Below are 21,566 nucleotides of genomic sequence, written 5' to 3' on the forward strand. Positions count from 1 at the left end.
AGAAAGCCGTAAAGGCGCCCGAGCAGGTCGATGCAGCCTCCCTTGAGTCTGCCATTGGCCTGAAAGGGCGTTTTTTTTGTCTGTTAGTGTTCCTTGTAGCAGTCAGGGGCTTCAGGGATCTGATAGGGGATATCGTCATGAGTGCTTTTCACGACCTTAAGTTACAAGCGTTGAATGGCCAGGAACTGCCGTTGGCGCCCTTCAAGGGTCAGGTCGTGCTGGTGGTCAACGTGGCCTCCAAGTGCGGGCTGACGCCTCAGTATGCGGCCCTGGAGAACCTGCATAAGCAGTACAAGGACAAAGGCTTCAGCGTGCTCGGCCTGCCGTGCAATCAGTTCGCCGGACAGGAGCCTGGCTCCGAGGCCGAGATCAAAGAGTTTTGCAGCCTGAACTACGGCGTGAGTTTTCCGTTGGGCGGCAAGCTCGATGTCAACGGGCCGGAGCGCCACCAGTTGTACCGCTTGCTGGCAGGTGAGGGTGCGGAGTTTCCCGGCGATATCAGCTGGAACTTCGAAAAATTTCTGGTAGGCAAGGACGGCCGGGTGCTCGCGCGTTTTTCACCGCGTACCACCCCTGATGACCCTGCCGTGGTTCAGGCCATCGAAAAAGCGTTGGCTTGACGGCGGGCAACCGGGTGCGTCCAGCACCCGGTCTTTTCTCCCTTTATCACTCCGATCAATAGTGCTGGGCCCAAGTGGCCACGGCGACCTATGCTGCGCCTCTCTATTTCCGCTACCTGCTCGGAGAGTGCCGCATGCCGGTCAACGCCTTGTTCCAACCCTTCAGCCTGGGGTCGCTTCAATTGCCTACACGCGTGGTCATGGCGCCGATGACGCGTTCGTTCTCGCCCGGTGGCGTGCCTGGCGCCAAGGTGGTGGAGTACTACCGTCGACGTGCTGCAGCCGGTGTCGGCCTGATCATCACTGAAGGCACCACGGTCGGGCACAAGGCGGCGAACGGCTACCCTCATGTACCGCGCTTCTACGGCGCCGATGCGCTAGCGGGCTGGAAAGAGGTCGTCGACGCTGTCCATGCCCAAGGCGGCAAAATTGTCCCGCAGCTGTGGCATGTGGGCAGTGTGCGCCGCAAGGGCACCGAGCCGGATGCCAGCGTGCCCGGCTTCGGCCCGAGCGAAAAGATCAAGGACGGTGAAACCCTGGTGCAGGGCATGAGCCAGGACGATATCCGTGAGGTGATCGCTGCCTTCGCCCAGGCCGCCTGCGACGCCAAGGCCATCGGCATGGACGGCGTCGAAATCCACGGCGCCCACGGTTACCTGATCGACCAGTTCTTCTGGGAGCACAGCAACCGCCGCACTGACGAATACGGCGGCAGCCTGGCCAATCGCTCGCGGTTTGCCATTGAGTTGATCCGGGCCGTGCGCGCGGCCGTCGGACCTGGCTTTGCGATCATCTTCCGCTATTCCCAGTGGAAACAGCAGGACTACAGCGCCCGCCTGGTGCACAGCAGCGAGGCGCTCGGCGAGTTCCTGCAACCGCTGGCCGAGGCCGGCGTGGACATTTTCCACTGCTCGACCCGCCGCTTCTGGGAGCCTGAATTCGAAGGCTCGGAGCTCAACCTTGCCGGCTGGACGCGCAAGTTGACCGGCAAGCCGACCATTACCGTCGGCAGCGTTGGCCTGGATGGCGAGTTCCTGCAATTCATGGTGTCGACCGACAAGGTGGCGCAACCGGCCAGCCTTGAGAACCTGCTCAAGCGCCTGAACGATGAGGAGTTTGATCTGGTGGCGGTGGGCCGCGCATTGCTGGTCGACCCGGATTGGGCACTCAAGGTGCGCGAGGGGCGCGAGCAGGACATCCTGCCGTTCAGCCGCGAGGCGCTGACGACTCTGGTTTGACCGTCAGCCGCGGCTGAACCTCGGCCCGGGCGCCTGCCGATCTGCAGGCGCTGCGCAGAAACCCCTCGAACTGCTCGATGACCGCCGGCCAGCCCTGGCGGCGGGCGTGCTGCCGGGCATTGAGGCGCACCCGGCGCAAGGTTTCAGCCTCTTCGAGCAGCCAGGTGGCGGCATCGATAAACGCCGCCTCATCTCCAGGCATCGCCAAGGCGCCATTGTGGCCGTGGCGTATGTGCTGGGCGGCGGCGGCTTCATCGTAGGCCACCACGCCAAGCCCTGCGGCCAGCGCTTCAAGCACCACGTTGCCGAAGGTTTCAGTCAGGCTTGGAAACAGGAATATGTCGCCCGACGCGTAGTGTTCGGCCAGCGCCTCCCCCCGTTGCGTGCCACAGAAAATCGCCTGCGGCAGTTGCTGTTCGAGGGCGGCCCGTTGTGGACCGTCGCCGACGATGATCAGCTTGATGCGGCGGCCAGGGTAGGAGAGGGTCAAGGCGTCCAGGCTGCGCTTGAGCAACCCCAGGTTCTTCTCCGGCGCGAGGCGTCCGACGTGCAGCAGGGCAATGTCATCATCCGTCAGGCCCCATTGCTCACGCAGGGCGGACGAACGCTTGCTGGGGTGAAACAGCTGGCTGTCGACCCCACGAGACAACAATGCCAACCCTTCGAAGCCACGTCGCTCCAACGCCACGGACTGGCTCGGGCTCGGCACCAGCGTGATCTGGGTGCGGCGATGGAACCAGCGCAGGTACTGGGTCAGCACCCGGTTCAGTAATCCCAGCCCATAAATCCCGGAATATTGCTGGAAATTGGTGTGAAAGCCGCTCACCACCGCAATCCCCAAGCGCCTGGCCGCGCGCAGGGCACTGAGCCCCAGCGGGCCCTCGGTGGCGATATAAAGCACATCCGGGCGCTGGCGCTTCCAGCGCCGCAGCAGCTTGTGCATCGACGCTTGCCCCCATTGCAGGCCCGGATAGCCCGGCAGTGGCCAGCCGCGGCAGAGCATCAGGTCATCGTCGGCCGACGCCTGCGTATCAGCGCTCTGACGCGGTCGCACCAACTCCACCCGGTGTCCGAGCTGGCGCAAGCCCTCGCTCAGGCGACCAAGGGTATTGGCCACGCCGTTGATTTCAGGTGGGAAGGTTTCGCTGATCAGGGTGATGTGCAGAGAAGGCGCGGTCATGACTGTCAGTTTCGACCGCGAGCATTGCGCTTGTGTGACGGTTGCAAGATGGATTGATGACTTTTAGTTCCCTCTCCCAATGGGAGAGGGTTGGGGTGAGGAGATGGAGCCTGCGCCGATCTCAAACCTGAGAGACAGCCCCACGCTCACGCACCCAAAACAACGTTGCCCCCGCCACCGCGGCCGGCATCATCACGATATTCACCAGCGGAATCAGCAACGCCAGGTACACGCTGCCGCCAAAGCTCAGGCTCTGCCAGCGTTTGGCGCGCAGCCAGGCGAGCATGTCCTGCCAGCTCATCTTGTGGTTGTCGGCCGGGTAGTCGATGTACTGATAAGTCTTGTTACATCGGCTGCAAGCCACGTAAAGCACCGCCCTTTCCCAAAGGAGTGAAAGGGAAATGTATCAGCTAAGCGGATGCCCTGAAAAGATCGGACAAGGGGCAATGTGCGGCTGCCTGTCTTACTTATAGGTTTATCTGATGCAAGCCTAAGAGGGACGACGACTCACGCCCAAGCTGTCATGGGGCATGCTTCAGGTACGATTACGTTTGACACCTACGGCTGAGGGGTTCCGATTGAGACCATCGCAGAGCTGCTGAAGGAGCTTTTCGCGGTTGCTAGCAAATGGGCGGGTGGCAGCCTGAGCGAGGGCTAAGAGCCGCTGTAAAATCACTGCGAGTTAGACTAACTCAGGTGGCAGTCCTGGCAGTGGCTGGGTGGGGCGCTTCCACTCTATAGAGTCCTTGACTCTAGGAGGATTTCTTGCTCAAAAATATCGAAGTGGGACAGCGTTTAGGCACACCTAAGTAGTGCACCTCAAGCAGTGTGTTAGCGCGTCCTTCTGTTCGATATCCATTTCTCATTACCGCCGCGTGACTTTGAGCTTGTCTGAGCCACTGCGAGCCTGAAGGGCGCTTTGGTGATGACAGGAGCACGGTATCAATTACTAGTGGGCGGTTCGGGTGGCTGTATGACATCATGGCTCATTCTTGACATCGGAGTGTCTGAAGTGAGTATTGTGAAGCTGGGGCTTGAGAATTTTAAAAAGTTTGGCTCGCTTGAGCTTGATCTCTCGAAGCCGCTAACGTTGATCTATGGTGAAAACAGCTCTGGAAAAACCTCCGCTATCCGGGCGTTGCTGGGTTTGATGCAAACATTCTCGCGCCAGAACAAGTATCATACTTGGCATACTCATGGAGAGTATGTGGATCTTGGCTTCTATAAGGACTATGTAAAAGATCATAATGTAAAGAATCGCTTTAGTATTTCGATTTCATCGGATAGTCAGGGCTTTGTGGGTGCTCGTTCGAAAAGGGGTCAGTTGACTACTAAGAGATATACTTACGAATACGAGTCAGCGAGTAATCAGGCAAAGCTTTTCTCTTACCATGAAACTGCGGATTCCAAATTGTTTGAGGAGGCCATTAAGACTGCTCATCCTAGTTATAATCTTGAATATGCAGACGGTCCAGTCGAGTTAATAAGTATAACTAGACCGAAAACTCGTAGCTATTTCCATATGGCTATCCATCCAATTTGCTATTCTGGAATATTTGGTGATATGGGGTCGAGCAATGAGAGGCTCAGGCAGTTAGTTGCGGCGGGGGCTATCAAGGTGCAGTTGGAGAATAGATTTTCCCTCGCTCCCCATAATAGGAAGCCAAATAGCTTTGAAGAGTTTAGTCATCTGAGTTATTACGTATTTCAGAGATCCATGGAAGCGACTGATAGGACAATGTCTGGGTTGCATTACCTCGGTCCGCTTCGGATGACTCCATCAAGGAGTTATAAGGTTTCAGGTGCGTCTGCAGATGTGGGAGTTAATGGTGAGCATACGCCTCATGTCTTAGCTTATCTGTATAACTTGCATGCTAGGGCTAAGAATAAGTCTGGGCAGACTAAGTATAGTAACTTTATATCTTGGTTCAAGATGGTGTTTCCTAATAATACTGTGGAAACGGAGCCGTATGAAGATATAGTGCGGCTTAAAGTTTCAAGAAATGGCAGGGCTGACTCAATTTCTGATGTCGGCTTTGGCTTTTCGCAAGTTCTTCCAATTATTGTCCAGGCAGCCGCGATGGACCCGGGGGAAACACTAATTATTGAGCAGCCAGAACTTCATCTTCATCCGAAAGCTCAAGTGGCCTTCTCAAGCTTTTTGACCGCTGCGATGAAGACTGGTATTAACTTCGTAATTGAGACGCATAGCGAGCACATCCTAAAAGGACTGCAGCTTCAAATTTCGAGCACATCTGTTCGTGAGTTTGAGGATGGTGCTGCGACAGACATGGTTAGTCTGTCGCCCGATAAAGTTAAGATTTATTACTTCAACAGGGATGAGTCGATTCGGGAGATGAAACTTAATAAGTGGGGGGAAATCGAGGGCGGGTGGCCTGAAGGTTTTTTTGATGAAAGTTACCATATCTCTAGTCAGATAGTTAAGAATAAAATGAAGTCTACCTTTAGTTCTCGTAAAGTTCGTGAGACTAAGGGGGAGATGTGAGGATTACAATCGATGCTGAGAGTATAATTTCCGCTTTCTCCGGCAATTATCATGAATTTGAGGATTCTATACGTTCGGCGATTCTGGCAATAACTCCACTGATAATGGATGACTATGAGGCTAAAATCTTGCTGGATGGCAGTGGTTTTGGCAAGGAATGGTTAAATCGAGTATATGGCAACCCGGTGAGAATGCGGATGGTTACCGGTGAAGAACTCGAGGATTATGATATTCCTAGTTCGGGATGCCTTGAGAGCCATTATGTAGGGGCTGCCTATCATCACGGTCATCATATGATCTTGGGGCGACGAAATTCGACCTATGCAGCAGTGTCGAAAAAATACGGTATCAGGAATCTTTCTGCCCCAGTTGTCGTAGATCCTTCCAATCCTATTGGGGTAAGGATAATAGAGTCTCACCTTCTTAACTCTGCTACCTCAAAGAAGCATTCAATTATTCGTGATTTCTTTCATCAAGAGAATTCTGTCGTTGTATATGATAGGTATCTCAAAGAGGCAAGTCTGGTTTTACTGGAAACGCTGTTGAGGCAGGTGTCGCCATGTGCCGTGATAAATATTATTAGTGAGTTTGAGGCGAACTCTGTGTATACGGCGGAGGATGTATGTGCAAGACTGAAGAAAGTTAGGCCGCATGCAGATATCCATTGCCTGTATCCGAATTTTAAAGAGCAATCAGATAAGCATGATAGGCATATCCACTTGGGATGTAGGTTGCAAATATCGTTCTCTAGTGGTTTAGATTGCTTTGGTCTCGCTCCAGGTTGGAATAACAGTGAGTGCGATATTCATGTTTACTATTTAGATTCAGAATCGCCGGTTCGCCGCTACGCCGTTAAACGAAGGCCGACGGATAAGAAGGGTTTCTTTGTGGAGGCATGCTCAAAGATCTAGTAAGCTGACTATCTTGGTCCAGGGTGGTGAGTGGATCCTTAACGTCGTCATTGACGTTCATCGAGCCTCGCTGCCGGACCCAGGTGCTCAGTTCATCTGCTCACGCTTGTTTGGCAGGGACCTCCATGGGGATGATCAACGGTCCTATCAACTGCACCGAGGACTTACAATTCAAAAAATTTGGTAATTGTGGAGCCCCAGGTAGACCACACCTCTGCGAGACCACCAACGGCTCCAAGCCCAGTCGCTATACCCACGAGCAACGCTTTGATAACCCCAGAAGAGGACCGCTGGTCTGGGGCAAGAGTAGCTTGTCGGCTGATTTCTTCCAGTTGATCTAGAAGCTCGCTTTGCTGACGTTCCGATAACTCATGGCTCTTGGTCACCGCCTCAGTAAGGTGTCTTATGGCTTCTGCAGCATCGGAGCCACCTGATTTCTCCAGTGTCGATATGTTCACTGAGATACGCTCTACCTGTTTGATTTCGCCAGTATTCAGTATGCCAATCGGACTATGGGAAATATTGATTTTATTGATGATGAAATTGGTATGACCTTTAGATGGAGTATCTCCAGAATCTGACAACGGATCCAACCAACTATGGATATGTCTCAACAATACTTCTGCTTGATCTGGCTGGTGGATTGAAGTTCGCTCCTTCACTAGGGCAAGGATGTTCGATTCTGCCACACCAACTTTACTGGCAAGTTTGAAGAGGTTACCCAGGGCAGTACCACTTTCGGCCTGAGTGGCCTCATCATAGGCGCCCAGTGCATAGCCGAGACGAATTGCGGCCGCCAGATCTTTTTTTCCTGCGACTGTAAGCCGCAGTGTCACCTCAAATATAAAGCGACTACGGGCCTCACGGTCAGACGGTATTAGCAAGTTGCTCAGCCCGATGGTATCCAGAAGCACTCGAACCGGGAGGATAACTCGCTCGTCGTCCGGCGAATCCGAAAAGCTGGCACCATAAAGACCAAGGAGATCTACCCCCAATTCGATGGCATTGATGATGGGGCGGGTCAGCCGTTTCATTTGTGAAGGTCTCCCACTCTGAAGCCGAAATCCTATTAGGCATGCGACATGCCATGTCGCGATGGCTTGTCGTATAACGCTCCTTGTCGCCCTGTAAGCCCTTGTCTAGTTTAGACGTGGTTGCGGCAAACGCGACATCGCCCGGAGAGAAACACGACAAGGGTGACGGCAACCCCTGCTGCCTTCTAGATTCGAAAGCAGCATCGGTGATGATGACCATTTGCCATCACTGAGTCCACCGTCCGGTCCTGGGCGACTGCTGCCTGTCGCCGCCACCGGCAGCAATGTGCAGCTCTCTGCCGTTCATGGTTACGATGAGGCGTTTCTCGGGTGGTTTGAACACTTATGAATGTTGCAGTCAGCGGCACTTTTCAACTCAGCTCCACACGGAATTTTTTAAAACCCATGGCGGTCATTGGACTGAATATCAGGACGTCGCAGAGGGACGAATATCAATGAGGCTTCTGACAATTGGCTGAAATGTCGCTTTGGGTGGGGAACACCTTAACGCCGTAAAACCGGAGGTGGTCCAAAATCGGTCAACTTCTGCCGAATATCCAAGGGGCTATGAGCCACTGCCCCCCTAGATCACGTAGTAGAGAGCTTTACAGGGGTTCACAAGGGGGAGTCAGCGCTGCCTTCACCTTCTGAACGGTGGTGGTGCTGCACTCCAGTAGTTCGGCTACTTTGCGGACGCTCTTCCCATCATCTAGCAGTTGCTTTATGCGTCCATGCAGCTTGGTATCCACTGGGCGCCCCTTGTAAGCGCCCTCAATCTTAGCCTTCTCAATACCCTCAGCCTGACGGCGGCGGCGGTCCTCGTAATCCTTGCGGGCTACAGCGGCCAGCATGTCTAGCAGCATGTCGTTAACAGCGCTCAGCATCCGGCTAGTGAACTCGTCTACAGCACCAGCAGCGGCTAGGCACTGGTGAGAGGTAGGCAGGTCTAGGGCGACGACAAGCACACCTTTGGCCTTAATGGTGGCGCGGAGTTGGTTCCAGTCCTCTTCTTTCAACCGGCTCAGCCGATCCACTTGCTCCAGCAACAGCACATCGCCGGGTTGGGCATCACTCAGCAGGCGGAACAGCTCAGGACGCTGGAGAGAGGCACCACTCTCGTTCTCGACGTAGAAGCTGGCGATCTTGTGGTTGCGGTCGGCAGCGAACGCCACCAGAGCATCCCGAGCACGGTTGGCATCTTGCTCAGTAGTTGAGGCACGAAGATAAGCACGGATAAACATGGCTAGGCCCTAAGTGTCACTTTGGATGTATCACATATTAGTGTGGCGCTTTGAGTATGTAAAGTGATTTAGTGACACGATCTAGAGCATGGATTTGATCATTCCTTGTATAGTTTCAGTGTGTTTTCTCAGGTATACCCGTAATGACACGGGCAGTTCTGCGGCTGTGAGCACTGACCTACCTCAGAATGGCTGATCATGCAAAAGCCCACCAATTGGCTGAGGCAGTGAGAGGTTTTCGATGGAAATCTGCGGCTACAGCCGGTGTAGCGCTATCGAGGGGGCTTGGCTTAACCAGTCCTGGCCAAATGCCCGTAAATAGGGGGCTTCAGCTAACGGAGGGGCAGATGCACCTGTAGGTGTATTGCTGGAGTCAGTCATATGTAATTAGATAACCAATGGATGTAAGTTATCTAGTGCAGAGTGGGCATAGCTGAGTGTAGCTGCATGTATACGTGACTAGGGTCACAAGATAACTAGGTTATGCCTTACGGCAAGGTGAGTTACCCAGTGGGCCAGCAGAGGCAGGCGCCCACAACCACAAGATTTTACTGTGCATGGGGAATGTGTGACGGTCCCGTCACGAGGTAGTTATTGTTATGCCTCTCGGCATGGTTAAGATCAAGACCAAGATCAACATCAGGGTGGTGGCTGCACCCCTATCCACCCTGCTAAATAGAACTGTTATCTTGCCTCACGGCTTAATGTAATCATTGGGGTAGGGGCAGAAAAGCCTCGAAAGCTTTTGAGTTTAACTGTGCAGGTGTATTGTGACGTGCCGTCACGTAGTGATAATTTCTACAGTATTCAGCACGGGTGATACTAGTTTATAATTGTGGAAAAAACCTCTTAAAGAATCTTTAAGAAGAAATTTCTACTTGGTCTGTTTTCTGTAACTGGCGGTACGGGTTGAGCCAGCTACTTACCGTTCTCTTTGTCTTCCCGATCTCTTTGGCTATGCTCTCGATGTTGTACTCCTGCTCCCATAGGCTGATGGCCTTCTGCTTTAGACTCTCTCTCTTTATTCTTGATGCTGACTCTGGTGCTATGTAATCTTCAGAGTAAGCTTCGTTAATTGTGCAATTACCTATCTTTTCTACGAGGAAGTTTGCGATATCAAGGTCTTGCACAAATAGCAAGATGTTGCTCTGGCTTGTTCTTGATCTCAGTGCGGTTCTGCAAACGGATTGAAGAGTTGACTCGTAGAATCTTTCATACTTCACTGCATCCTTGATTTCATCGGAAGAAACCGTATCTTTGATAGAGAGTAGTTCTGCAAGTGTGTACAAGTTCCTGCCTTCTATCGGGGTTATGTTTCCGTGTTGTAGGCAGATGGCAATGTTGTATTCGGAGTACTCATTGATGCCTCTGTTGTCGATAGGGATAAATTTTATATTGCTATGATCGTGGCCTTGCGGAACTGGTAGGTTAGGTTTGCACCACTGATGTGCCACTAGGATCGCTCTTCTGTTTCCGATAACTCTAAATACATCGACTTTCAGCCATGCATCTAGCAAACAATCTTCTTGATAGTCTGGATAAAGCTTACCTGCCTTCATGAGTGCTGCACTCTTTGAGTAAGACCTGTTCCTGAAGAACGGGTGAATCTCTACTTTGTTTCCATACCCAGTAAAGTCTATGGTCGCCTCGATGGGGCGAATACACCAGCCTGCGCCCTTTAGGGTGATTCCAAGAAGCGTTTTCTCTACTTCAGCCCCCATGATTACCGTTTCCTCTGCTGCATCGAATGCAGGGATGTAATGCTTGATCCCAATGATTCTTACAGTTCGCTTCAGCTTTGCGTCGAGTTCTTCAACTTCAACAACATACCTGCAATCTAGTAATGCCTTGAGAATGCTGCGTGCATCAGCGGAAAGAGTTGAATCGTCTCCATTGGCTAGGCCTTCAATTAGCGTACGGCAATCGTCCTTCGCATTTACTCTGCTCTTGTCACCTGCTTTGGTTACGTCAGTGATGCTGTCAAATGCCTTGCGGTAGGAGAGGTCGGTGAAGCTGTGTGTTGAACAATCCCAGGTTGTCGGAACTTCATCTACGTACAGTCTCCATCCATGCAGGGTCTCAGGGTTGATCAGACTCAGTGACGCATGGGTGCAGATGAGAATCCTGTGGGTGCGGTTGAGCAGGCTATCCTCCAAGCACTGTACGACAGACCCTTCTACGGTATTGCTATCGATGGCATTGAAATCCATCTTCAGGTCCTGCATTCGGTTCTGCACTTCCGCCGAAAGAATCTTGGTTGGAAATACAAGTACAGAGCATTGGTCGTTTAGCTGGGAAAGTTGCTTGATTAGCCATGAGGTTTTTCCTGCACCTGGCGGTGCAATTAATGCGTGTATGACTTTCATAAACGTTTCGGCTTTGAAGTGATTAGATACTAACTGGTTTAACTGATTTCAGGGCGGCACAATGCACTGCCAGAGTTTTGAGTCTCTGGTTAAAAGTATGTGAGGTCTCAACGACGCTCTGGCAGCTTTTGATGATGCTTATCGCTTGGGAATAATCGTAAACAAAGTTTTCCGGGCTCAGCGACCTTTGGAGCTAGGGCTGGTGGTTAACGAAGGTTCGCTGATTGTTAGTGTAGGATGATATTAATCATCATTTGAGATGTTTTCTTGGTTTAAGTACTGCTCTCTCAATTTGGATGTCCGGTCTTTACGATAGTAAAGTAGGGATGATAGCGTGGGCGTAAGGTGAGGGTATTGATTAGTAAATAATTTAAGAAATTCAATGTCGGAATTATCCGCAGTTACCGAAAAATACTCTTCATGATCATCGTAATCATGCGTTACACCTCTTACTTCTCCGCTGGGTGTGATCTGCAGGTAATAAGACGGACGAGTGAAAAAGTCATCGGGATCGTAATTGTTGGGTTCAATTAGGCTAACGTCAATTACTGTGGCCCACTCAATTGGGTGGAGCTCTCCATGTTCAGGATTAATGAATGGCAAGTTGTCATAGATAAAGTGATCTTTGTGGTTTGCTGTGGGGAATGGTGTTTTATTTTTCATAGGGTAATACCTGTCAGGCTCTCACAAAACTTCATGGTTATGCTTGAAGTGAGAGGGGTTAGTGGTTGTTGTCAAAGGGTTGTCTTAGATGGTTTTCTTTGTGTGTACGTAAATAGGCTCTACTTAGTGTTGGAATGACTGCACGGTTGTCGAGCTAAGTTTTTGGATTGCTGGGCATGTTAGTCCCCTCCGGAAATAAGTCCCAATCAAACTAGATTCTGGTCTCGCCGATGTGGCACGACCATGTTATGTCATACACCGAAAAAAGTGCTCGGGGAACAAGTGCCGTAGTGCTTTCAAGAAAGTGACAAAGAGTCAAAGGTAGGTGTGTTGACGTTGTTATTAGTCTGGCCGATGAGGGCGCCTGTTTTCCTGTTAGCCAAAGAAAGATGCTCGCTTATAGTTTGGACCTTTGCTGTGTGGATGTCTGCTTGGGACACATTCTGATCCACGATTTATTCATCTGTCAACCCGATTTTTCATCTTTTTTTTCGCTAGTTTAGTTAGTCTATTGGTTTTTCGTTATTGTTGCAGTGCGCATGTCTTAGTTAGTGTATTAGTTTTTCCTTATTGCTGCAGCGTGCATGTTTTAATTAGTGTATTAGTTTTCTGCATTGTCGCACTAGAGAGGGTGTAGCAACATTGGTACTTCAATTGCACTGGGGTTATTGCTGAAGGCCGATGTTATTGGTTGGCGCGGCAAGCCGTGTGCCGTCAGTTTAAATCAAGGTCTAAGTTTATGTTTTTCCATGCTTAATTCATGCCTTTCAAGGACTTCGGCTGCCACAGATGCTAAACATTACAGCCCCGTTTTCGTGCTCGGCTATCCGTATTAGCAACGAGTCCTGGACACCAGCATCCCGCAGATCGTCCATGAGCGTGTGTGGAGACTGTGGAACGTTTCCCTTAGGTCCGGGATGCTTCGTTTCGTCTAGTGGCCTGTACGGGTAGTTCGTTAATCTAAATCACCAAGAAACAGGCGACCAAATAATTTAAATAGATAAACTAATTAAACAAACAGGCCACTAGTGGCGACCGAACCATTTCGATGGTGCGTGACCCAGCTTCCCCCGCACGGATTCCAGTTCAGCGAACAGTCGATCTTCTCCGGTGCTCCTGACTGTCTCGGCATGTTGCATCAGCCCCAAGGCGATCAGGGCAGGGTGCAAGGGGAGAATGCGGCGGCTGCTGGCGTTCTTCAGGTTCTGGCCTTCACGACTGTCATCGATGCGGATGGACACGATACTTTGCTCCTCGACAGAGTCTGCAGAGGCGTGGGCAAAGCTCTTCCAGTCGTGTTCCAGCGGCTCGACCAAGGAGGAGAGGGCAGTCGCGCCATGGGTGCTTGCGAGCTTCAGCTGCGAGTAACAGTCGAGACCGCCAAGCTTCGCAGCTGCCACGCTTCTTTATTCATTTGGAAATAGTCCGGCGGCCTTCGCAAGGCTCGGAAGTTTCTGTATTTCTGCGGCCATTCGGGAGAGCGGGTTGATGCCGTAGCTGTCCCCGATGTGTCCGGATGCATGACCGGTGATCCAATCGCTAACCTCCTTGGGTATCCCGTGCTCCCTTGCTAGGGTCTTGAAGCTGTGTCGGAAAGCGTGAAGTGGATGGCGGCCTGGTTGATACACCCCACACCGTTGAGTAATCGGACGCCATGCTTTGGAAACGATCCCTGCAAAACCGTCAGAAACCTTAATCAGTTGGGGGAATACCCTTGATCCCGGCGTTCGACCTTGCACCAGCTTCAACAAACCGAGGGCGATCAAATCATCATGAACGGGAATTTCCCTGCGGCTGCTGTCGGTCTTGACTGACTTGTCGGGACGGTCGTCGATGATCCGGATGAACCATGAGCCGCCTTCGTGCTGATGGATATCCTCTATATATAGTTGAGCCAGTTCCTCGCGGCGGGCGCCCGTGTAAGCCGCTATTACTGGTAACCAGTACACGGCATTGCCCGGACGGCCTTGTGCATGTCGAAGCTGCTGAAACTCGGCATGACCAAATAGCGTGACCAGTTCGTTCCAGGTGTACCCCCTATTATCGTCCAAGCGGCGTTTCGGCTTGGTTGGTCCTAGGCGTTTGTGAATCCGTGAAGCAAGGACGGGATTCGACTCAAGCCAGCCGGAATCCACCGAGAAGGCCAGGACCGATGACAACCTCGCCAGCAACAATCGAGTGGACGATGTCGCAAGCGGTTTTATGGTGGCGTCAGTAGGTTGGACCAGGTTGGCAGCGAACGCATGGATATCGGAAGGTTGGATCGCCGCAATGGGCTTATCGCCCACGTCGGTGATGAACCGCTTGACGGCACGGCTGTAGTCGACTGCGTGCCGCCGCGAAACGTACTCAGACCTGCCTGACATGGAGATGGATTGGACGTAGCGGCTAAGCGCTTCTGACAGCTTTATGCTGGCTTTTGAAGGTGTTGGCGGCGATAGGGTAGGGAGTGGCTCCCCGATTGTATCCGGTTGATGGGGCCCGATGCAGAGGCCATTACGGGCATCGGAGAACAGCCGCTCAGATTCCGCATACGCGATGGCAAAGGCAGCCTTGGCTTGCTGGTGATTTCGAGTGTTCAGCGACCGACGGATTTCGGTCTTGCCGATGATTGGCCGTAGGTCATCCGGCACCCTGCGCCTGAGGTAATAGATACCCGACTCAGGGTGCCGGAACGGTTGTGCTATCAGTGCCATGTGTACCAGCCTTGTGTATCAGTTGGCTGGGAAAGGGCACTGCCTTTGTGGTTAACGGACGGTCTGAGTGGACTGCTTTGCGACGACGGAGTCGCCACGCTCACGCACCCAAAACAACGTTGCCCCCGCCACCGCGGCCGGCATCATCACGATATTCACCAGCGGAATCAGCAACGCCAGGTACACGCTGCCGCCAAAGCTCAGGCTCTGCCAGCGTTTGGCGCGCAGCCAGGCGAGCATGTCCTGCCAGCTCATCTTGTGGTTGTCGGCCGGGTAGTCGATGTACTGGATCGCCATCATCCACACACCGAACAACAGCCACAGCGGCGCAGCAACGATATTGACCACTGGGATGAACGACAGAATGAACAGGCCAATGGCGCGCGGCAGAAAGTAGCCAAGCTTGCGCAGTTCCCGACCAAAGGTACGCGGCACCATGGCAATCAGTTCGCCCCAGCTGAACGCCGGGAAGTCGTCAGTGCCTCGGACCACCACCTCGACCTTTTCCGCCAGAAAACCGTTGAATGGCGCGGCGATGACGTTAGCGAGCATGGTGAAGGTGAAAAACACCATCAGCACCACCAACACCACAAACAAGGGCCAGAGGATATAGCTCAGGAAGCTGAGCCAGTCGGGCAGGCTTGGCATCAGGCTGTCGACCCAGAGGCTGAACTGATTGCCAGCCAGGTAGATCAGGCCGCCAAACAGAACCAGGTTGATCGCCAGGGGCAACAGCACAAACAGCCGCAGGTTGGGGCTGAGGATCAGTTTCAGCCCTTCTTGCAGGTATTGCGGGCCGGAAAGTACGGGGGCTTGCATCGCGAGCTCCAAGCTGTGGAAACGCGCCGACCTTACCGAGTTACAGCGCTTGGCGATAGATACGAAACGCGTTGTAACAATGCCGAATCACTACATAGAGGTCGCCTATGAGCTGGATTGTGAATGGGTATTTCTCTAATCTCTGCCACCTCGCTACAGTGCGCACACCTTTTAAATCCCTTCGAATTTGATCTTCAAGGAGTTCCCATGAGCATTCTGGTCAATAAACAGGCCCCGGATTTCGACGCAGCCGCCGTGCTGGGTGACGGTTCGATCGTCGACAGCTTCAAGCTGTCCTCGCTGCGCGGCAAATACGTCGTGCTGTTCTTCTGGCCGCTGGACTTCACCTTCGTCTGTCCATCGGAAATCATTGCCCACAACAACCGCATGGACAAATTCCGTGAGCTGGGTGTTGAAGTGGTCGGTGTCTCGATCGACTCGCAGTTCACCCATCACGCCTGGCGCAGCACCCCGGTCGAAAAGGGTGGCATCGGCGAAGTCGAGTTCACCATGGTTGCCGACGTCAAGCACGAAATCACCCGTGCCTACGGCATTGAACACCAGGATGGCGTTGCATTGCGCGCCTCTTTCCTGATCGACCAGCAAGGCGTGGTACAGCATCAGGTGGTCAACAACCTGCCACTGGGTCGTGAAGTAGACGAGATGATCCGTCTGGTTGAAGCCCTGCAGTTCACCGAACAGCACGGCGAAGTCTGCCCGGCGGGCTGGCGCCCAGGCCAGAAAGGCATGAAGGCTGACGCCAAGGGCGTTGCCGACTACCTGGCCGAGAACGCCAAGAGCCTGTAAGCCGTACCCGAACCGTTTTCAGGTTTGGCAATCTTCCTTCCCCAAGGCGTTGTCGGACCTTTTTTAATTTCCATTACGAGCCTGGTGCAGCCAGGTTCGACAGGAGTGTTTCATGTCTGAAGTACGTCATTCCCGCGTGATTATTCTCGGCTCTGGCCCTGCCGGTTACAGCGCTGCCGTCTACGCTGCCCGTGCCAACCTCAAGCCGCTGCTGATCACCGGCATGCAGGCCGGCGGCCAGCTGACCACCACCACCGAAGTCGACAACTGGCCGGGCGACGTTCACGGCCTGACCGGCCCGGCGCTGATGGAGCGGATGCGCGAGCACGCCGAGCGTTTCGAAACCGAAATCGTCTTCGATCACATCAATGCCGTTGACCTGGCCGGCAAGCCGTTCTCCCTGACCGGCGACAGCGGCACCTACACCTGCGACGCGCTGATCATCGCCACCGGCGCCAGCGCTCGCTACCTGGGCCTGCCATCGGAAGAAACGTTCATGGGCAAGGGTGTTTCTGCCTGCGCCACCTGCGACGGTTTTTTCTACCGCAACCGTGAAGTAGCAGTGGTCGGTGGTGGTAACACCGCGGTTGAAGAAGCCCTGTACCTGGCCAACATCGCCAGCAAGGTCACCCTGGTTCACCGTCGCGAAACCTTCCGCGCCGAGAAGATCCTGATCGACAAGCTGCACGCCCGGGTTGCCGAAGGCAAGATCGAGCTCAAGCTCAACGCCACCCTGGACGAAGTCCTGGGCGATAACATGGGCGTGACCGGTGCGCGCCTGAAGAACAACGACGGCAGCAGCGACGAGATCAAGGTCGACGGCGTGTTCATTGCCATTGGCCACACCCCGAACACTTCGCTGTTCGAAGGTCAGCTGGCATTGAAGGACGGTTACATGGTCGTCAATGGCGGCCGTGACGGCAACGCTACCGCTACCAGCATCGAAGGCGTGTTCGCTGCCGGCGACGTGGCTGACCACATCTACCGTCAGGCCATCACCTCGGCTGGCGCTGGCTGCATGGCGGCACTGGACGCAGAGCGCTACCTGGACGGGCTGCAGAACGCAGCACTGTAAGCAGTAGCGAGGCATAAAAAACCGCTTGGCCGCGATGCGGCCAGGCGGTTTTTTTATGGGCGCTGAAAAGCGCAGTTATCACGGAATATTGAAGTTTGTGTGAGGATTTCGTGAACCGGCCAGCACAACAATGGGTGCCTACGCTAACCACACATTGAACTGCAGGAGCACCTCATGAAAACGTTGACCGCTACCACTCTTTCCCTGTTTCTGGCGCTGGGTGCCACCAGTGCCTTTGCCGCGCAAGACATGGCCAAGGACACCATGCACAACGACAGCATGTCCAAGGACTCCATGAAAATGGATGCAATGAAGAAAGACGATATGAAAATGGACGATATGAAAAAGGATGGAATGAAAAAGGACGACAAGCACATGGAGTCGATGGAAAAAGACACCATGAAAAAAGACGGGATGTAAAAACAGCTGCAGATTCGTGTAGGAGCGGACCTGGCCGCGATGGGCCGCGCAGCGGCCCCTTGGGCCAGTGACATCTGCGACTCAGCTTGCGAGTGCAGATGGTTTCAGAATCGCCGGGGCCGCTTCGCAGCCCTTCGCGGCCAGGTCCGCTCCTACAGGGTGAGCGCGCTTATGACTTGCGCTGCAGCGGCTGGGCGGCGAATTTGACGCCAGCCAAACCATTGGCAATCAACGCCCGAATATTGCCATGGTCGCTGCCCTCAGGCGTAGCGACTACCGAGCGGTAATGCTCGCCAAAAGCCAACAAGGCCTCTTCATCGCTCAAACCTTCCAACAGCGCCAGACCCAAGGTCTTGCAGGACCCTTCGTTCTGCCCGGCGGCGTTTTCCACACCGCCATTATTGAAGGCTTGAGGCTGGTAGTCATAGCCTGCGGCAATAAAGGCCAGGGTGTCGGCAAATGCGTGTTCGCCGCTCTTGAGGCTGGCGCGCAGGGTGTTCAGATCAGTCATGCTGTTTTCCTTTGACGAACGCCGCCTGTTGGTCGGCGCTGGCTTCTTTCTGGTATTGGCTTTTCCACTCGCTGTATGGCATGCCGTAGATCCGCTCGCGCGCATCATCGAGGCTGACCTCGATGCCACGCTCGTCGGCGGCGGCCTTGTACCACTTGGACAAGCAGTTGCGGCAGAACCCGGCCAGGTTCATCAGGTCGATGTTCTGCACGTCGGTACGACTTTGAAAGTGCTCGACGAGGCGGCGGAAGGCGGCCGCTTCGAGTTCGAGTTGTTCCTGGTTGTTCATGGCGTTCTCACAGGGGTTGTTGCAGGCGTTGGCAATCAGTCGTGGGTGATCGGCTTTTTCAGATGCCGGCCACCGTTGATCACCACGCTGCTGCCGGTGCTGTAATGGGTATTGAGTAAAAAGAAGACGGCGTCGATGAGCGGTTGGGCACCGGGTTCGAACTCGAGCAAGGCCTTCTTCAGGGACTGGCGGCGGTACTGTTCGTCGCCGTCTTCCTTGAACATCAGCAGCCCCGGCAGTACGGCGTTGACGCGGATGTCGGGTGCATATTTCTCGGCAAACGACAGCACCATGTTCTGCAGCGCGGCCTTGGTGGCGGCGTAGGCGATATGGCTCTTGCTGCCGCGGGTCGAGGTTTCGTCGCAGATGTGAATGATGTCGGCCTTTTCGACCTTGGCCAGGTGAGCGCCCAGCGCAATATTGAGGTGATATGGCGCTTCGACGTGCAGCTTGAACATGGTGTTGAGGTTGTCCAGGCCATCGTCCAGCCACAGCGAAGCGTTATGGATAATCCCTCGCAGCCCGTCGTACTGGCGAGTGATGTGTTCGATCAAGGCCAGGCGATCGGCTTCCTGCTCAAGGTTGGCCTGGAACTGCACGATATTCGGGTGCGCGGCAGTGGCGCTGGGGTGGCGGCTGGCGCTGATGACCGTATGGCCAGCCTGGGCCAGTTGGATAGCCAGTTCGAGGCCTACCCGTTGACTGGCTCCGGTGACAAGGATTGGGCTATTCATGTAATGGCTGTCAACTTCAGAAATTACCGGGTGCGAAATGGTCCCAGCATAACCGAAGTTTTCCACCCTGCGTGCGCCCAATGACCCGACGGGCCCCGGCTTTTATTGCGCGCGCAGTGCTTCGCGAGCCGCTGTGGACGGTGTCGGCGCAGCATTCAGCCAGCCGGCCAGGCAGCGGGTCGACAGAGGGATGAACAGGTACACCATCAGTGGGGTCAGGGCCACGGTGCCGAGCAACACCCGAGGCAACAGGCTGAGCTCTGCCAGCCAATGACCGAAGAGCAAGTTGAACAGCAGCGATACCGGAAAAAACGCCAGCCAAATCGCTACTGCCTGTTTCCAGCGTGGCGGGCGTTGCGGCCCGGGCGCGCCGAACCAGCCGTCGATGCCGCTGACACGGCGCTCCAGCGGTTGCTCGAACAGACCACTGCCTCGCAGCAACCAAGCCTTGCGCGAGACCGAGTGTTCCCAGGCGTGCAGGGTGGCTTCGTCGGCGAAGCGAAAAATGATCTGGAATTCGTCGTCTTGCGGCGGTGGCGCAAGCACGCCAGAGCCGAGGTAGCCGGGGAAGTCGGTCGCCAGTTGTTCGCCTTCGTGCAGCCAGGCGATCAGGTCTTCATAGCGGCCATTGGTAACGCGGCGGGCAACCATCAGGGTGACGGGGGTAGACATTGTGTATCTCCTTGCAGATGGGCCGTCCGGGTAGGACCGCTCACTCAACGCAGCGCCGGGGTGGTGGGCTGCGCTTGAAATCAAGCAAGGATTATTCCCGAAAATCCGCAAATGACCAGAGATCTTCGTCGCATGCGCGGATTTAGCGCAGGTCCGCAACTCGCGTTACACTGTCGGGACCCTTCACTGCGGCGGTACACATGGCTACTTCAGACTCATCTCCATTACTTCACGCCCAGGGTCTGGTTCGTGAGGAGTTGTTTCCGATCCGTGAAGTTTCCCGCCTGACCGGTATAAACCCGGTCACTTTGCGTGCCTGGGAGCGTCGTTATGGGCTGATTCAGCCCACGCGCACCGACAGTGGGCACCGTTTGTACTCCCAGGCCGATATCGACGAAGTGCGCAGCATCCTCGGCTGGATTGAGCGTGGTGTGGCGGTGAGCAAAGTGGGCAAGATCCTCGCCCGCAATCACAGCGCCGAAGCCGAGCCCCGGCCGGTGGCAAAACAACAGCCCGCCGAGCTGCATCAGTGGCAACAGCAAGTGCGCCTTGCGGTGCGCAATTTTGATGAACAGCGACTGGACCAGCTCTACGGCCAGATTTTTTCCGGTTATCCGCAGATCGTGGTTTTTCAGGAGATCCTGATGCCGGTCTGGCAGCAGCTGCTGGGCGACCGCGATGCCATTGGCCACACCAGCGAGTGGCTGTTTCTCGACAGTTTTCTGCGCGCTCGGGTCGCCCAGCGGCTGCAGATGAGCCGCGACCGGCAAGAGCTGACGGTGCTGGTGGCCGCAGGGCCTGGGCACAACCAGGAACTGGAACTGTTGGTGGCCGGGTTGCTGCTGGGCTCCAGCGACATTGGCATTCGAGTTCTGGCCTTGGGGCAACCGCTGGATGAGTTGAGCCTGATCTGTGAAAAGGTCCAGCCCCATGCGCTGGTGCTGTTCTCCAATCACTCACCGGCCGCGGACTTTGCCAAGCGCATGGCCCGGCTGGCCCTGGGGCTTGAGTGCTCGTTGTTGCTGGCCGGCGATGCGGCGGATTTGGCGCAGGACAGTCTGGTCGATTCGCAGGTGGCGTGCCTGGGCAGCGACGGTCGCTTGATGCAGCGGCGCCTGCAGCGTTACCTGGCACGCCATCTGGATACGTGACCCTTCGCCAGGCTCTGTAATTGGCTGCCGGACTGTTAATATCCCAGGTATTTACTCAGCCACAGGATCTTTCATGAAAGTCGCCATCTTTTCCGGGTCGGTCTACGGCACCGCTGAAGAAGTTGCCCGCCACGCCCAAGGCCTGCTCAAGGCCGCCGGCTTCGACACCTGGTACAGCAACCGCGCCACCCTTGAGGATCTGAAGGGCTTCGGGCCGCAAGCGCTGCTGGCCGTGACGTCGACCACCGGCATGGGTGAGCTGCCTGACAACCTGCAGCCCTTGTATCACCAGATTCGCGATGAGCTGCCAGCCGCCTGGCGCGGTCTGCCGGGTGCGGTGATCGGCCTGGGCGACGCCAGCTATGGCGACACCTTCTGTGGCGCCGGCGAGCAGGTGCGCGAGCTGTTCGGCGAGCTGGGCGTGCGCGAAGTGCTGCCGATGCTGAGACTGGATGCCAGCGAAAGCGTGACCCCCGAAACCGACGCCGAGCCCTGGATTGCGGAACTGATCACGCTGTTACACGCCTGAATCATCAAGGAGACATGCCTGACTCGCCAGGCCAGTAAGCTGGCTGCCAATGCAACTACCCTTGCGCCTGGCTCTGACTAGACTCAGCAGCCAGGAGAGCACAT

At 54.6% G+C, this 21,566-nt stretch carries 20 protein-coding genes and 2 pseudogenes; 9 read left to right on the forward strand and 13 right to left on the reverse strand.

Going from position 1 to position 21,566, the window contains the following annotated elements; translation table 11 throughout:
- The first annotated feature begins 137 nt into the window (after positions 1-137).
- Both GUY40_RS08470 and GUY40_RS08475 read left to right on the forward strand, forming a co-directional pair.
- On the forward strand, positions 138-620 hold the full coding sequence (locus tag GUY40_RS08470; protein ID WP_166568499.1) for a glutathione peroxidase: 483 nt from the start codon (positions 138-140) through the stop codon (positions 618-620).
- 134 nt (positions 621-754) lie between these two features.
- Positions 755-1,858 (forward strand): NADH:flavin oxidoreductase, encoded by a 1,104-nt coding sequence (locus tag GUY40_RS08475; RefSeq protein ID WP_166568500.1) that lies wholly within the window; start codon positions 755-757, stop codon positions 1,856-1,858.
- Here the strand turns inward: GUY40_RS08475 and GUY40_RS08480 are convergent.
- Entirely contained in the window at positions 1,827-3,038 is a 1,212-nt protein-coding gene (locus GUY40_RS08480) for a glycosyltransferase family 1 protein (RefSeq protein ID WP_166568501.1), read from the reverse strand. The genes GUY40_RS08475 and GUY40_RS08480 overlap by 32 nt on opposite strands.
- A gap of 121 nt (positions 3,039-3,159) precedes the next feature.
- Positions 3,160-3,372, reverse strand: a pseudogene (locus tag GUY40_RS08485) (EI24 domain-containing protein); the annotation flags it as partial.
- A 678-nt stretch (positions 3,373-4,050) separates the two neighbouring features.
- Here GUY40_RS08485 and GUY40_RS08490 point away from each other — a divergent pair.
- Both GUY40_RS08490 and GUY40_RS08495 read left to right on the forward strand, forming a co-directional pair.
- Positions 4,051-5,544: a DUF3696 domain-containing protein gene (locus GUY40_RS08490; protein ID WP_166568502.1), complete on the forward strand. Its 1,494-nt coding sequence runs from the start codon at positions 4,051-4,053 to the stop codon at positions 5,542-5,544.
- Entirely contained in the window at positions 5,541-6,455 is a 915-nt protein-coding gene (locus GUY40_RS08495; RefSeq protein ID WP_166568503.1) for a hypothetical protein, read from the forward strand. The genes GUY40_RS08490 and GUY40_RS08495 overlap by 4 nt, the downstream gene beginning before the upstream one ends.
- A 164-nt stretch (positions 6,456-6,619) precedes the next feature.
- Here GUY40_RS08495 and GUY40_RS08500 read toward each other — a convergent pair whose 3' ends face one another.
- The 7 genes and pseudogenes from GUY40_RS08500 to cysZ form a co-directional block, all read right to left on the reverse strand.
- Entirely contained in the window at positions 6,620-7,489 is an 870-nt protein-coding gene (locus GUY40_RS08500; RefSeq protein ID WP_166568504.1) for a hypothetical protein, read from the reverse strand.
- 605 nt (positions 7,490-8,094) lie between these two features.
- On the reverse strand, positions 8,095-8,730 hold the full coding sequence (locus GUY40_RS08505; protein ID WP_166568505.1) for a recombinase family protein: 636 nt from the start codon (positions 8,728-8,730) through the stop codon (positions 8,095-8,097).
- A gap of 860 nt (positions 8,731-9,590) precedes the next feature.
- Positions 9,591-11,096 carry a DEAD/DEAH box helicase family protein gene (locus tag GUY40_RS08510; RefSeq protein ID WP_166568506.1) on the reverse strand — a complete coding sequence of 502 codons (1,506 nt, stop codon included), beginning with the start codon at positions 11,094-11,096 and terminating at the stop codon, positions 9,591-9,593.
- Between the two features lie 243 nt (positions 11,097-11,339).
- The gene (locus GUY40_RS08515) at positions 11,340-11,759 is read right to left on the reverse strand and encodes a hypothetical protein (RefSeq protein ID WP_166568507.1); all 420 of its coding nucleotides are present in this window, start codon (positions 11,757-11,759) and stop codon (positions 11,340-11,342) included.
- Between the two features lie 767 nt (positions 11,760-12,526).
- Positions 12,527-13,124 (reverse strand): annotated as a pseudogene (locus GUY40_RS28750) (hypothetical protein); the annotation flags it as partial.
- Positions 13,125-13,165: 41 nt separating this feature from the next.
- Positions 13,166-14,455, reverse strand: a complete 1,290-nt coding sequence (locus GUY40_RS08525) for a site-specific integrase (RefSeq protein WP_166568508.1) — start codon at positions 14,453-14,455, stop codon at positions 13,166-13,168.
- 51 nt (positions 14,456-14,506) lie between these two features.
- On the reverse strand, positions 14,507-15,274 hold the full coding sequence (gene cysZ / locus GUY40_RS08530) for a sulfate transporter CysZ (RefSeq protein WP_166568509.1): 768 nt from the start codon (positions 15,272-15,274) through the stop codon (positions 14,507-14,509).
- Between the two features lie 207 nt (positions 15,275-15,481).
- Here cysZ and GUY40_RS08535 point away from each other — a divergent pair, with 207 nt between their 5' ends.
- From GUY40_RS08535 to GUY40_RS08545, 3 genes are all read left to right on the forward strand, one after another.
- Positions 15,482-16,081 carry a peroxiredoxin gene (locus GUY40_RS08535; RefSeq protein WP_166568510.1) on the forward strand — a complete coding sequence of 200 codons (600 nt, stop codon included), beginning with the start codon at positions 15,482-15,484 and terminating at the stop codon, positions 16,079-16,081.
- A gap of 112 nt (positions 16,082-16,193) precedes the next feature.
- Positions 16,194-17,156: a thioredoxin-disulfide reductase gene (gene trxB, locus GUY40_RS08540; protein ID WP_166568511.1), complete on the forward strand. Its 963-nt coding sequence runs from the start codon at positions 16,194-16,196 to the stop codon at positions 17,154-17,156.
- Positions 17,157-17,330: 174 nt separating this feature from the next.
- Positions 17,331-17,576 carry a pentapeptide MXKDX repeat protein gene (locus tag GUY40_RS08545; protein ID WP_166568512.1) on the forward strand — a complete coding sequence of 82 codons (246 nt, stop codon included), beginning with the start codon at positions 17,331-17,333 and terminating at the stop codon, positions 17,574-17,576.
- A gap of 169 nt (positions 17,577-17,745) precedes the next feature.
- Here GUY40_RS08545 and GUY40_RS08550 read toward each other — a convergent pair whose 3' ends face one another.
- The 4 genes from GUY40_RS08550 to GUY40_RS08565 form a co-directional block, all read right to left on the reverse strand.
- Positions 17,746-18,087, reverse strand: coding sequence for a HopJ type III effector protein (locus tag GUY40_RS08550; protein ID WP_166568513.1), 342 nt, complete (start codon positions 18,085-18,087; stop codon positions 17,746-17,748).
- Positions 18,080-18,376 (reverse strand): DUF1244 domain-containing protein, encoded by a 297-nt coding sequence (locus GUY40_RS08555; protein ID WP_166568514.1) that lies wholly within the window; start codon positions 18,374-18,376, stop codon positions 18,080-18,082. The genes GUY40_RS08550 and GUY40_RS08555 overlap by 8 nt, the downstream gene beginning before the upstream one ends.
- A 35-nt stretch (positions 18,377-18,411) precedes the next feature.
- Entirely contained in the window at positions 18,412-19,110 is a 699-nt protein-coding gene (gene folM, locus GUY40_RS08560) for a dihydromonapterin reductase (RefSeq protein WP_166568515.1), read from the reverse strand.
- 102 nt (positions 19,111-19,212) lie between these two features.
- Positions 19,213-19,782 (reverse strand): antibiotic biosynthesis monooxygenase, encoded by a 570-nt coding sequence (locus tag GUY40_RS08565; protein ID WP_166568516.1) that lies wholly within the window; start codon positions 19,780-19,782, stop codon positions 19,213-19,215.
- Between the two features lie 200 nt (positions 19,783-19,982).
- Here GUY40_RS08565 and GUY40_RS08570 point away from each other — a divergent pair, with 200 nt between their 5' ends.
- Complete coding sequence (locus tag GUY40_RS08570; RefSeq protein WP_166568517.1) at positions 19,983-20,933, forward strand: MerR family transcriptional regulator; 951 nt, start codon at positions 19,983-19,985, stop codon at positions 20,931-20,933.
- Positions 20,934-21,006: 73 nt separating this feature from the next.
- Positions 21,007-21,462 (forward strand): flavodoxin, encoded by a 456-nt coding sequence (locus tag GUY40_RS08575; protein WP_166568518.1) that lies wholly within the window; start codon positions 21,007-21,009, stop codon positions 21,460-21,462.
- Positions 21,463-21,566 lie beyond the last annotated feature (104 nt).

It is taken from the genome of Pseudomonas sp. R5(2019) (genome assembly GCF_009905435.1).
In the GTDB taxonomy this organism is placed as follows: domain Bacteria; phylum Pseudomonadota; class Gammaproteobacteria; order Pseudomonadales; family Pseudomonadaceae; genus Aquipseudomonas.